The following is a 13,386-nucleotide window of genomic DNA, read 5'->3' on the forward strand; positions in this document are numbered from 1 at the left end:
AGTTAATACTACAAGAAGTACCGGCATTAAAGTTTACGGGGCATAATTCAATAGATATATATCAGAAACACGCCGCGCGCATGGTTCTGAATTGAATATCGAATATCTTCGCATCTTCAACCCTATACTAAAACCAAACCCCAATCTACCCACATTGTCTACTTCATTTCTTTCTTAGCACCAATTTTACTTGATTGTAAAATCATGAAGATCGAAGCCAGCACTGGCTTTCATTCATATCTACCGGGTATGTAACAGCGCTGTATTTTTCGAAATTCAATAGTTCCTATCCTGTGAAGCAACAATATTTTATTATTAAGACGTTTACATTTTTCTATTCACGACGTAACGTCTTTATTGATGAAAGTCAAATCTAATTACTTATGACCCCTAATTGTACCCGACACTTTTTTTGGATTTTTTTATTATTGGCATCATTGACAAATCTCAATGCTCACGCGCAGGGATACACGGAAAATTTCGATAACATTACTTTACTGGCTGGTAATGGCTGGCATATCCAGAATAACAGTTCTCCACTGGGTGGTAACTCCTGGTTCCAGGGAACTGCTACCAACGCAACACCAGATCCAGGTCCATTTGATGCATACAATGGAGCAACCAACGCTTATATTGCCGCCAATTTCAACAGTACCACAGGAGGCTCAGGAACAATCAGTAACTGGCTGATCACACCCAACAGGACTTTACGCAATGGAGATGTATTTACTTTCCGGACAAGAAGGCCAACAACACCTGGCGGCGGCACCGAATATCCGGACAGGCTGGAAATCAGACTCAGCACCAACGGCGCCAGTACTAATGTAGGAAGCGGCGGTTCCGGTGTTGGAGATTTCACCACTTTATTACTGTCTGTAAACCCCACTTTGCAGAGAAATGTATATCCGGCAGTCTGGACACAATATACAGTGACTATTTCCGGACTCCCGGCTCCCACTTCGGGCAGGATCGCATTCCGTTATTTCGTAACAGCTGCGGGCCCAACAGGTACTAACAGTGATTATATAGGTATAGACAACGTGGTGTATACTCCTTATGTTTGTCCGGCGTTTACACTCAGTCCTGCTGCCGGAGCATTACCGGCCGGCACGGCAGGTAGCAGCTATAATCAAACGCTCAGTCAGACAGGAGCATTGGGCGCACCAAATTTCGCCATAACTGCCGGTGCGCTTCCTCCCGGGCTCACAATTGCAGTAAATGGCACCATTTCCGGAACGCCTACAGCAACGGGAACATTTAATTTTATTGCTACTGCATCGGATGCCAGTGGATGTTCAGGATCCCAGTTTTATTCTATCACTGTTGTTTGTCCGGCCAATCCTATTTCATTCTCCCCGCAAGAAGTCTGCGGAAATACCATTGTTGACCTGTCTGGTATGGCCTCCCCTGCTGGCGGAACATTCTCAGGAACAGGAGTAAGCGGCGGGCAATTTGATCCTTCTGCAGGTACGCAGACCGTCACCTATGATATAACAGATCCTTATGGCTGCGCACATTCATCAAATGCAGTCTTCACTGTTAATGACCCGGGTATCACTTCTGTATCGCAGGAAAATCAAACTACCTGCAGCGGCAATGCCATTACCACTATCATAACGTCCAGCACAAAACCTTATGCAGGAATAACCTGGACAAGAGATAAAATCACTGAAGTAACCGGCATCGATGCCAGTGGATCAGGGAATATCAGTGGCACACTGGTCAATACCACGGCTGCCCCTGTAACAGTCACTTTCACGGTAACCGGACAGGCCGGTGGCTGCTTAACTACAGCCACTGCAACAGTAACTGTGAACCCTGCTCCAGGCCTTACACTTCCGGCCAATGTTTCAGTGAACAATGCAGAAAATGCCTGCAGCGCTGTAGCCAGTTATACTGCAACAAGTACCGGCACTCCTGCCCCTACACTCAGTTATAGTTTCTCCGGGGCCACCACCGGCAGTGGCAATGGTACCGGCAGCGGCTCAGTTTTCAATGTAGGGATAACTACCGTTACACTAACAGCAACCAATAGTTGCGGATCGAACAATAGCTCATTTACGGTAACAGTCAATGATACACAGGCGCCAACCATTAGCTGCCCGGCACCATTAACTGTGAGTTGCACAGGTGAAATTCCTGCTCCCGATATCAGCAGCGTAACAGCTTCCGATAATTGTTCAGGCGTTACTGTAACATTTGTGGATGATGTGATCAGCAATCAAACCTGTCCAAATAAGTACACCGTTACCAGAACGTACAGGGCAACGGATAACACAGGCAATACTGCAACCTGCACACAACTCATCACTGTAAATGATCAAACGGCGCCAGTGATCAGTTGTCCGGCCGATATCACTATTCCTACTTCAGGGGCCTGCACAGCCATTGCTAACTTTACTGTAAATGCCACAGATAATTGCAGCGGCACAGTGACTGTTACTACCGTTCCTGTTTCCGGTTCAGCATTACCCATTGGCGTTACAACCGTAACGGCAACGGCTACCGATGCCTGCGGCAACCAGTCTACCTGCAGCTTCACGGTAACCGTTACCGATTCACAGAAACCAGTGATCAATACCCAACCGGAGAATCGTGCAGTATGCCTGGACCAAAACGCCATTTTCACTATCAATGCATCCGGCGCGCAACTGGTGCAGTGGCAGAAAGAACAGGGCCAGAACTGGGAAAACATCAACGGTGAGAATGGCAGCACCTTTACTGTTGCCAATGCAACACAGTCAGAAAATGGAAATCGATACAGGGTAATGCTTGTTGGCGCCTGCACAACTGTTTACTCCGATGTGGTGAGCCTCAGCATCAATGAGCCAATAGAACCCACCATTACAACTACTGCCCAGGTATGCGCAGAAGAAAGGAATATTCAATTACTCGCAACCCCTGCCGGCGGCGTTTTCAGTGGCACGGGTGTTACAGGTAATAACTGGAATCTTGAAATTCCTGCACTGGGCCTCCATACTATCACCTATACTACTATTGACGCCAATGGATGTACGGCCAGCACCAGCAAAGTGATAGAACTCGGCTTCTGTAAAGAGAACAGAACTGTTACCGTGGTGCAGGGATTCCCTAACCCTTCAAAAGGTAAGGTTACCCTGAAAGCATTGATCACTGAAGAAGGGCAATACAATGTAAGAGCGAATGACATCAACGGTCGTGCAATCTGGAACAAGAAAGTGCATCTCCGTGTAGGATGGAATGTTTTTGACGTTGACCTGACAACACAAAAAGCAGGCTTGTACATTATTACACTTGGAAATGGAAAAGAAAAAGTGAAGATATTGAAGATAGATTGATGAAATCCTGAAACGATCTGGAACCAGGGGTTGCACAACAATGCAACCCCTGTTTTTTTTTATACGGGTAACGAGAAATCAATTATCTCGAAAAGAAATGCTCAGCATTCAGGTGGAAGATCTTTTCCTTTTGTTTGTCTGACAGAAAAGAAAGTTCATTCACAGCAGAAATAGATTTCCGGATGTCGCCATTGTCTGATCCAAACATAAGCCTGTCTTCCAATCCGGCGTCGATGAATTCTTTCATGATGCCAGCGAATTGATCCGGCGCCAAAATATCCGGATTAGAGATCACCGAGATATCAGCATATAAAGTAACATATTTACTCATAAGCCTGGTAGTCTCTTTATAAAACCGGTCTCCACTGTGCATGATCCAAAGTTTCAGTTTCGGAAATTTCAGGATCAGTTTTTCCAGTAATACAGGATTTCCAAATTCAAGTTTGAAATCCGGGCAGCCATGATCAGGGCCCGCTCCTCCTGTATGGACACCAACAGGCAGATTGTACTTTTCTGCAATTGCATAATATGGGTTCATCAAAGAGTCTGAAGGAAGGATGCCATGATATTGAGTGAGGATCTCCCCCAGGAAATCGATCTTCCCATCTTTGATCTGTTCTTCTACCCATGCTACAGAAGGCCATACCTGCCCGTTTTCATAACATTGTTGCAGACTGTATGGCACTTTACCGTTAGGACAGGGAAGCATAAGCCCATACAATAATTTGATGGGCGGGTTTTCCCGGTAACTGTTCTGAAGGTCCCAGGAACTGCTCAATGCAGCTTTGTATACGCCTGATCTTTCCAGCGTTTTCAACTGCTCCGCAACGGCACTGCTTCCGTGGATATGTACGTCAAAAACTTTCTGCACTTTAACGGGTGACAATGAAAGGAAGGAGATGGCTAAAAGAAACAACAGCAGTAGTAGTTTCATCGAAAAGTATTTGCCTTAACTTAATTGTTTTTTTTCGACATTTCAAATAAATGTCACGGTGATGGAACTACCCTTTATAACTGGTTGGTAATCTGAAATTGGAGCTGAATTCACTAAACGCAAAAACCCGCTACCAGAGCGGGTTATACAATTTTTGTGGGAGTCTGCCGGAGAAATGTCGAACCAACTGAAGTACTTCTTACAAAAGCTCAAACCAATAGCAGACAAAAGGGCTTAGTAATGATAGCGACACTGAAGAATGTGTAAACGCTTATCCTTAACTGTATATACCAGGCGATGCTCATCTGTGATACGCCTACTCCAACAACCTGCCAGATCCCCTTTCAGGGGCTCCGGCTTACCAATACCTTTAAATGGAGAACGTATTGCGTCTTTTATCAATTCATTGATACGCTGCAAAATTTTCTTGTCTTGGGTCTGCCAGTATAAATAATCTTCCCAGGCATGTGTCTGCCAAACCAGATCCATAGCCATGGTTACTTGTCTATAAGTTTACGTTTGATGGATTTTCCACTTTTCATTTCAGCAACAGCTTCCTCCAATCTTTTACGGTTGGCGGGTGTGCCCATAAGATGCAAAGTTTCCTGAATGGAATTATACTCATCCAGATCCATAACCACAACAGTTTTTCCTTGCGTCCTCGACACAATTACAATTTCCTTATCATCATTGACAACATTGAGATTTTCAGCCAATTGGCTTCTGAAGTCAGAATAATTAACAACTCGCATACGTACTTGTTTACGTACAAATATAAGTATTTTTAATTACACCAGATAGAGATTTAAGGTGAAATGTTCATCTTAAATATTCCTCAATAAAAGATGATGCAGCGGATATCAATCCAGGCTAGACAAATAGTCTTCGATCTCGTGAATTTCAAGCGTCTTGACAAAATCGATTATGGATTCAAGTCCCATATAACTCCATTTGTTTTGACACACTTTGTCGATAATAGAAGAAGAGAGGGGATGTCCCAGTCGCTGGGATGCAATATGAACAATCTCGTTCTGCATTGCTATAGAAACTTTATCCATTGCTTTGATCTTTTGAAGTAGTTTATATACAAACAAAGAAGCCTAAATACTTTATGACTAATTAATGGAGCCGGCGACGGGAATGAGAGACTATAAGCTAAGTTAAAAAGAAAAGCCTTGCTTTGCAAGGCTTTTGAAGTGTGGGAGTTGACGGGTTCGAACCGCCGACCCTCTGCTTGTAAGGCAGATGCTCTGAACCAGCTGAGCTAAACTCCCTTTGTTGTGAATCGGGACGCGAAAATAAAGAAGCGCCGGATATTAACAAAACATCCGGCGCTTTTTTTCAAAAAAAACCGATCGTTATTATTAGTTGCTAATTCTTCTTTCCAATCCTGTACATTTTTCCACCATCAGTAACTGCATACAAAGCGCCATCAGATGCGTTGAATACATCTCTGAACCTTTCATTCTCTCCGGTAAGTAATCTCTCTTCCCCTACCACTTTATTATTCTCGATCACCAACCTGGCGATATGCATGGAATTCAAACCTCCAATGAACAAATTGTTCTTCCATTCAGGAACAGCATCGCCGGAATAGAAGGCCATACCACTCGGGGAAAGCACAGGGTCCCAGTAATAAACAGGTTGTTCCATTCCTTCCTGCTGTGTAGCCCCACCGCTGATCTTCGGTCCCGAATACTCGATACCGTAAGTAATGCTGGGCCAACCATAATTTTTTCCTGGTTCGATACGATTGAGCTCATCCCCTCCTCTCGGTCCGAATTCATTTTCCCAGAGATCACCGGTAACGGGATGCCAGGCAAGTCCCTGCACATTGCGATGACCGTAAGACCAGATCTCGGGCCTTGCACTCTTATCCCTGAGGAATGGATTGCCGGGAGCGGGCTTACCATCGGTTGTGATGCGAACGATCTTTCCCAGCCCGGCCTGCAGGCTCTGGGCCAGGGGCCTGGTCTCTCTATCGGAACGTTCGCCGGTGCTCACCATCAGGTAACCGTTCTTATCGAACAGTATCCTCCCTCCATAGTGAAGAGAACTTTTATGTGCAGGCGTAGCACGGTAGATCACCACGGAGTTCTGGAGTGCGGTTCCATCGTCCGATAGTTTTCCCTTAGCCACCGCCGTTAGATTGCCGTCAGCAGTTTTTTCTGAGTATACCCAATACACCATCCTGTTCTTACTGAAAGCAGGGTCAAAAGTAAGCCCCAGCAGGCCGCCCTGACCATTGGCATTCACGGCGGGAGCGCCATTGATCTTATCACTCAGCTTTCCGTCCTTACTCACAATCCGCATGGTGCCGCCTTTCTCTGTAACGAGGAAACGGCCATCCGGCAGCTCGGCAATGCCCCAGGGATTCGATAACCCGGAAGTGATCACCTTGAACTCAAAGGGAGTTTTTGTTTTTACACCGGCAATCCTTGTCTGTCCGGGAAAAGCAGGCTTGTAATCGGTATTGGCCTTTTTTGTTTCAACAGGCCTGCCAGAAGTGTCTGCGCTATTCGATGAAACGCCGGTGGAATCAGCACTTTCTTTAGCTGCGGCATTGGATTCACCATTATTACAGGCTACTGCTATCAGTCCGATACCACAAATAATGTGGAAGATTTTCTTATGCATGGTCAATTGGTTTTGTTCCTTAAACAGTCACCTAAGGTACTGTTTTAAGGATTAATTCCTTTGACTATAAAAATCACATGCCAGCATCCTGCGGATTATTCGACGGATACCGGGAATTTTTAGATAGAGTGGGAACCTGTTCAGGCAGGCTGCAGTTCTGTTTGCTTGCGGAGGGCGGGTTGAGTTTTTGCGGCAGGTTTCTTTTTCTTCTTACCCCACCATATATAAAATCCGGTAACGGGCAATGAAGCAGCGATCAGGGAAATGAAGAACATCAGTATACGACCGGGCAGTCCGGCAATAGCGCCCACATGGATATCGTAGTTCATCCGGACCGCTTTCTCGCCGGCATTCGCATCAGCGTACCTGCCCAGGAAGTTCACAGGGATCTCTTTTGCCGAGTACTGGTCGAAATAAACATTATCACTTTGATAATAGGTTTTGAGATCGGGGTAGGCGCGAACCAATACAACTGCGGAATCAGTTTGCGGGATATTCACCTGGAATCCTTTGGCGGCGGGAAAAGAAGCTGTAACCTGGTTGAAAATTTTATCCAGCGGCTGCATACTGCTGTCTGCCAACGGCATCTTCACTGATTTCAGGACAGGCGGTTTAGGCTTTGTCTCTCCACCGGAGAACGCCCAGTAGGTTGCCTTGCTGGTGAACTCGTAGCTCCAGTACAAACCTGTGATGATAGTAAAGATGAGGACCCAGCTTGCATAGAAACCGAACACATTGTGCAGGTCGTAATTGAGTCTTTTGGGAGATGCGGACCATTTCACTTTGAAGCTACTCTTTCTCCTTGCTTTGTTGCGGGGCCACCAGAGAACGATGCCGCTGACCACCATCACGAGGAAGATCAGGGTACTGGCGCCTGTGATGGCTTTGCCGATGGGTTGAGGCAGCCAGAGATACATATGTCCGTTCAGTATCCAGCGAAAAAATTCTGAATTCATATCGCGGGACTTCAATACTTCGCCGGTATAAGGGTCCAGGAAAACCGCATACGAGAAAGGCTTTGGCTTTTTTCCGGAGAACTGCACTATCACTGCGGTTTCAGGCCCTTTTATGAGGATCCGTGTAGGTTTCTTTCCCGGCAGTTGCGCTTCTGCGATGCGTTTGTATTCTGATACAGGCAGGAATGGTTTGTCCTGCGCTTGTACTTTCAGGTAAGGTTGTGTGATCAGTTTTGAAAGCTCAGGTTGGAAACAATAAATGGCACCGGTGAGGCCCATAACAAAAACAACCAGCCCGGTAGCGAGACCGAGCCAGAGATGTATTTGCAATATGAGCTTTTTCAGGGTCATGTTAGAATTTCAGTCCAAGGCTCACCAGGAAATTGAAAGGTTTCTGGGCGATGCCATTGGAATTCCAGTATTCTTCGTTCAATAAATTATTTCCCTTTAGAGAAATACGGTAAGCAGGCTGGTCATAGAAAACAGTTGCATACAGTAAGGTATAAGCAGGCAGTATGAACTGGTTGCCTGAATCATACCAACTATCGCTAACATAGTTGCCGCCGGCGCCGATACCGAATCCTTTCATACTGCCTTTCAACAAGGTGTAGCTCACCCAGAGATTTGCTGTGTTTTTCGGGCTGGCCATAACATATTTTCCCGTAAGCGCAGGACTGGCCTTTTTGTACCTGTTCTCGTTGAAAGCGTATCCTGCATTGATGTTCAGGCCGGCAACAGGAGCGGCGATCAGTTCCACTTCAACTCCCTTGCTGCGTTGTGTACCATCCTGCAAAGTGAATATCTTTCCATCGATCGTTTCATTCCGGGTGGAATTGGTAACGGCAATATCGTACACACTCACAGAACCGATCAGCTTGTTATGGAACAATTCCATTTTCACACCAGCTTCCATTTGGTTCCCGTATTGAGGTTTCAATACCAGGATGGTCCCGTCCGGTTGAGCAGCAGGAGCCAGGTTAAGGAAGCCATTCATGTAATTGGTGAAGAGAGACAACCGGTCTTTCACAACCTGGTACACCAGGCCGAACTTGGGACTCCAGGAAGTTTGATTGTAGCCACCCGCATATTTCCCGGTAGCGGGAGAAAAAGTTCCATCAGTGGTGAACCTGTCCATACGAAGACTAGCCATTGCTGTCAGCTCCGGTGTGATATTGAAGAGGTCCGACACATACACACTGTATGTGTTCGATTTGGTTTTGCTGGCGGCGAAGCCTCGCTGCTGGCTCAATACCTCTAGTTGATCTGCACTGAAGCCGGGCGTATTGTACCTGAGGTTCACAGTATCCACGGGTATGCTCACACGATAAAGATCGTTGTAATTGTAATTGTAATCCAGCCCTATCACTACCCTGTTGCGGAATTTACCGATCATGAAATCACCCACAAAATTCTGTTGGGCCTGGATATTACCAAATGTTTCAGGGGTCTGGTTCCTGGTGCTGCGCGCAACTGTTGAATCCGTCAATAAAGTAAGTGTTGTCCAAAGGAAGTCTTTATAAAATCCTTGTGAGTACAGGTAATTGGTCTGCGATTTCCATTTTTCAGAAATCTTGTACTCTATCTGTGCCTGCACATTGTTGATACCATTATTGATATCGATACTGTTATTGATCAGCGATTGTTTATAACCGATAGGAATATCCTTCATGTTCCGGGCAGTGATCTTTGAAAGATTGCCCAGTGCAAATGAAGTGGTAGTATAATTGCCACGCGTGAATTCAGCGTCGAGATTGATGGTCAGTCGGTCGTTTACGATGTATTTGAAACTGGGTGCGATTGTATAATTCTTTGCGAAGCCCTGGTCCTGGAACGAGCCTTCATTTTGAAATGCGCCAACGAAGCGAAAATATGCGTTCTCTTTTCCTTTAATGGTTAATGGCGTATTCACATCTGCTATGATACGGTTGAACCCGTAGCTGCCACCGGTATAGCTGATCTCGCCACCAAAGGTTTCATAGGGTTTCTTTGTTACATAGTTGTAATTACCACCGAACGTGATACCACGTCCGCCACCGAATACAGTGCCAACGGGTCCTTTGATGAATTCGATCCTGTCTATGATGACGGCGTTCATCGGAACGATGGCGCTGGTGGCCAATCCATTCCTGGTACCCTGCGTATTCTGGAAACCGCGCATGGTCAGCCCTTGTGAACCACCTGCTGAAAAGTTTGGAACTGCACCGGGAATGTTACGGTATACTTCATTTCGCTCAATAATATTCTGCTCAGTCATCAGGCTTTGCGCCACCACATTGTATACCTGTGGATTTTCCAGGTTACGCAGAGGCATACGCGCAACCGTTTCAGTTCTCTTTGTGGCAAATCGATTCTTCGCATGCACCACAATCACCTCGGTCAACTGCTGGCTGGATACATTCAGTTGCAGGTTCAATGCGGTTGTTTGATTGCTTCCAACAATTACTTCCTGCACCAATGGTTCATAACCTACAAGCGTAACCTCCAATTGATAAGTTCCGGGCTTTACTTTTTGAATAAGAAAACTTCCGTCATCCTCTGTAACAACGGAGCGTTTGGTGCCTTTCAGGGAAACGGTTACGAAAGCTGCGGGTTTATTGTCGCTGGTGGTAACCTGTCCTTTGATGATACCAAAATCAGGTTCATTGCTGTTGCTATTGCCAAAGCTGAAGAAGGGAATTGCTGCTAAAAGCCAAACCAAGAATCTCATAACCGGTTTTGTATTTGCCGGCAAATTTCACTACGGTTTGCCGCAGGAAACATCCCAATCAGGAAAAAGCAGTTACGCGAAGCGGAAAAATGCTGAAAATCAGCGGCAATGGCAACAAAAAAGGGCCTGACTGCTGGAGTCTGTCCCTCCCGGGGTGCAGTCCCATCGGTGCAGTCGCTCGCGTCTCCGCGAGTGACTTTTGTTTAGTCGCCTCCGGCGACGCGGGGTTCGCCGGAGGCGAACAAATAGAAGTCACTCGCGGGGACGCGAGCGACTGGGCACACCCTGATAACTTAAAACAGTTCCGGCTGGTCGTTCGCTTCTTCTTTCTTTTCTTTCATCACCCACTCAAACTCGGTGCTTTTGCTGAAATCCGCGAGCTTGTTCCCCACGGCTTTCCAGCCCATCACTTCAACAAAATCATTGATCTTGATCTTTGATGTCCGTTGCTGCTGACCGCGCCCCTGCCTGATGAGTACGATGGGTTCAGGATGGGTGCTCACCGCTTCGAGATAATTGTCGGGCCCTTCCTTGATCATCGTGAATTTATTGAACAGCGTGGTGGTCTCGATACGGAAACGCTTCACGTTGAACTGTTGTTTATCGTAATCCAGATAAATGGCGGTAACTGTTTTTTCCGGGTTGAACTTCTCGATCCTGATCACGTTCTCGGGATCGAAACGCTGGGTCACTTCCTGGTCTGTGATCATGTAAGTACCATCGTGGTAGAAAACCAGCAGTCTGTCTTCCGCCTGGAAGCTGCCCAGGTACTCCCCTTTCTCTTCGGTGTTGAGCCTTCCGAACTGGTCGTCGAACCAGAGCTTGCGGCCACCGAGCGTGGATTTACCGGCTTCCTTGAACTTCACGTTCTTGACCGGGTACTTGGTCACCTGGTTGCCCATGCTGCTGCGTCCCTTGATCTCTAGTTCTTCAAAATAGAAATCGAATTCCTTGATACGCGCGCTGGCATTAGGACTGAGGATCACTTTCACTACTTCGGCTTCACCATTGGGATTTGCAGTGAAATAATGCACTTTGCTTTTCTCAGCCCCCTTGGTGAGGTCGTATTCTTTATCACGGGTGATACCGGTAACATTGAATCGCTTCGCGAAGCTGATGCCGCTCTTCGCATCAACATAGATCATGTTGTAAGTAGTGCGTTCATCGTTCTTCTGGAAGATGGCGATATGGATGATGTCTTTCCCGATGAATGTTTTGTCAGACACTTTCACGATCTTCATCTTACCGGCCCTTGTGAACACGATCACATCATCCAGGTCGGAACAGTCGGCCACAAATTCATCTTTCTTCAAACCTGTGCCCACAAAGCCGTCTGCACGGTTTACATAGAGCTTGGCATTGGCGATGGCCACGGCTTTCGCTTGTACCACTTCAAAAGGCTTGATCTCCGTTTTGCGCTCTCTTGTTTTACCGTATTTCTCTTTAAGCCGCTCATAATATGCCACGGCGAAATCTACCAGGTTATTGAGATCATGCTTCACCTGTTTGATCTCTTTCTCCAAACCTTTGATCTGGTTGATCAGGTCATCGATATCGAGTTTGTAAATTCTGCGTACAGGCTTCTCCGTGAGCTTGATGAGGTCTTCGCGGGTGATCTCGCGTTTCAGTTGGGCCTTGAAAGGATTGAATGCCTTATCGATGGCGTCCAGTACCTTATCCCAGGTCTCATGTCTTTTCTCCAGCTCTTTGTAGATCTTTTCTTCGAAGAAGATCTTTTCGAGAGAAGTATAATGCCATTTTTCCTGCAGTTCCGCGAGTTTGATCTCGAGTTCACGTTTGAGGAGGTCTTTTGTTTTCTCCACGGAAACGCGCAGCAGTTCGTGAACGCCGAGGAACACGGGCTTCTTGTCTACGATCACGCAGGCGTTGGGAGAAATGCTCACTTCGCAATCGGTGAATGCGTAGAGGGCATCGATGGTGATATCGGGAGAGATGCCGGGGGCCAGGTCAACCTGGATCTCCACATCGGCAGCGGTATTATCCGTTACTTTTTTGATCTTGATCTTACCCTGATCGTTGGCTTTGATGATGCTCTCGATGAGCGAAGTAGTAGTAACGCCGTAGGGTACATTTTTGATGAGCAGGGTCTTCTTATCGAACTCCTCGATATTGGCGCGCACACGCACTTTGCCGCCGCGTTTACCTTCATTGTAATTGGTAACGTCTATCATTCCGCCGGTCTGGAAATCGGGATAGAGTTCGAATTTCTTTCCGCGGAGGTATTTGATGGCAGCGTCTATGAGCTCATTGAAGTTATGCGGCAGGATCTTGGTAGCCAGACCAACCGCGATACCTTCAGCTCCGTGGGCCAGCAGCAGCGGGAATTTCATGGGAAGCGTTACCGGCTCGTTCTTGCGGCCGTCATAACTGGTTGCCCAATCAGTTGTTTTATTATTGAAAGCAACGTCCAGCGCAAATTTGCTGAGGCGCGCCTCGATATAACGGGGTGCAGCCGCATCGTCTCCGGTGCGAACATCGCCCCAGTTACCCTGGGTATCGATCATCAGGTCCTTCTGTCCCATATTCACCAGTGCATCACCGATACTTGCATCACCGTGTGGGTGGTACTGCATCGCCTGACCGATGATATTGGCCACTTTGTTGAACCTGCCATCATCCATTTCTTTCATGGCATGCAGGATACGGCGCTGTACGGGTTTCAATCCGTCTTCCACAGCCGGTACCGCACGCTCCAGGATCACATAAGAAGCATAATCAAGGAACCAGGTCTTGTATTGTCCGGATACACCTGAATTGCTTTCCAAAGCCTGCTCTGATATTTTCGATTTAGCCATAAGATTCTTTCAGCCTGAG

The 13,386-nt window shown here is 46.7% G+C and carries 8 protein-coding genes and 1 tRNA gene; 1 reads left to right on the forward strand and 8 read right to left on the reverse strand.

Features of this window, described 5'->3' with window-relative positions; genetic code table 11:
- Positions 1-428 precede the first annotated feature (428 nt).
- Positions 429-3,317 (forward strand): T9SS-dependent choice-of-anchor J family protein, encoded by a 2,889-nt coding sequence (locus D9Y29_RS00435; protein ID WP_164735184.1) that lies wholly within the window; start codon positions 429-431, stop codon positions 3,315-3,317.
- An 82-nt stretch (positions 3,318-3,399) separates the two neighbouring features.
- Here D9Y29_RS00435 and D9Y29_RS00440 read toward each other — a convergent pair whose 3' ends face one another.
- The 8 genes from D9Y29_RS00440 to D9Y29_RS00475 form a co-directional block, all read right to left on the reverse strand.
- Positions 3,400-4,251 carry an amidohydrolase family protein gene (locus D9Y29_RS00440; protein WP_127124470.1) on the reverse strand — a complete coding sequence of 284 codons (852 nt, stop codon included), beginning with the start codon at positions 4,249-4,251 and terminating at the stop codon, positions 3,400-3,402.
- A gap of 234 nt (positions 4,252-4,485) precedes the next feature.
- Positions 4,486-4,746 (reverse strand): Txe/YoeB family addiction module toxin, encoded by a 261-nt coding sequence (locus D9Y29_RS00445; RefSeq protein ID WP_277601106.1) that lies wholly within the window; start codon positions 4,744-4,746, stop codon positions 4,486-4,488.
- A gap of 2 nt (positions 4,747-4,748) precedes the next feature.
- A complete protein-coding gene (locus D9Y29_RS00450; RefSeq protein ID WP_127124471.1) occupies positions 4,749-5,003 on the reverse strand; it encodes a type II toxin-antitoxin system Phd/YefM family antitoxin in 255 nt (84 codons plus the stop codon).
- Between the two features lie 447 nt (positions 5,004-5,450).
- Positions 5,451-5,525: transfer RNA gene (locus tag D9Y29_RS00455), tRNA-Val, on the reverse strand.
- A gap of 97 nt (positions 5,526-5,622) precedes the next feature.
- A complete protein-coding gene (locus D9Y29_RS00460) occupies positions 5,623-6,888 on the reverse strand; it encodes a PQQ-dependent sugar dehydrogenase (RefSeq protein WP_127124472.1) in 1,266 nt (421 codons plus the stop codon).
- A 140-nt stretch (positions 6,889-7,028) separates the two neighbouring features.
- Positions 7,029-8,195: a PepSY-associated TM helix domain-containing protein gene (locus D9Y29_RS00465; RefSeq protein ID WP_127124473.1), complete on the reverse strand. Its 1,167-nt coding sequence runs from the start codon at positions 8,193-8,195 to the stop codon at positions 7,029-7,031.
- Position 8,196: 1 nt separating this feature from the next.
- Positions 8,197-10,551: a TonB-dependent receptor gene (locus tag D9Y29_RS00470; protein ID WP_127124474.1), complete on the reverse strand. Its 2,355-nt coding sequence runs from the start codon at positions 10,549-10,551 to the stop codon at positions 8,197-8,199.
- Positions 10,552-10,844: 293 nt separating this feature from the next.
- On the reverse strand, positions 10,845-13,367 hold the full coding sequence (locus D9Y29_RS00475; protein ID WP_127124475.1) for a DNA gyrase/topoisomerase IV subunit A: 2,523 nt from the start codon (positions 13,365-13,367) through the stop codon (positions 10,845-10,847).
- Positions 13,368-13,386 lie beyond the last annotated feature (19 nt).

It is taken from the genome of Pseudoflavitalea rhizosphaerae, assembly GCF_003991355.1.
Lineage (GTDB): Bacteria > Bacteroidota > Bacteroidia > Chitinophagales > Chitinophagaceae > Pseudobacter > Pseudobacter rhizosphaerae.

Bases quoted from the DNA above. Each gene is read 5' to 3' on its own strand.
- D9Y29_RS00440 (WP_127124470.1), bottom strand. From the start codon at position 4,251: ATGAAACTACTACTGCTGTTGTTTCTTTTAGCCATCTCCTTCCTTTCA.
- D9Y29_RS00445 (WP_277601106.1), bottom strand. From the start codon at position 4,746: ATGGCTATGGATCTGGTTTGGCAGACACATGCCTGGGAAGATTATTTA.
- D9Y29_RS00450 (WP_127124471.1), bottom strand. From the start codon at position 5,003: ATGCGAGTTGTTAATTATTCTGACTTCAGAAGCCAATTGGCTGAAAAT.
- D9Y29_RS00460 (WP_127124472.1), bottom strand. From the start codon at position 6,888: ATGCATAAGAAAATCTTCCACATTATTTGTGGTATCGGACTGATAGCA.
- D9Y29_RS00465 (WP_127124473.1), bottom strand. From the start codon at position 8,195: ATGACCCTGAAAAAGCTCATATTGCAAATACATCTCTGGCTCGGTCTC.
- D9Y29_RS00470 (WP_127124474.1), bottom strand. From the start codon at position 10,551: ATGAGATTCTTGGTTTGGCTTTTAGCAGCAATTCCCTTCTTCAGCTTT.
- D9Y29_RS00475 (WP_127124475.1), bottom strand. From the start codon at position 13,367: ATGGCTAAATCGAAAATATCAGAGCAGGCTTTGGAAAGCAATTCAGGT.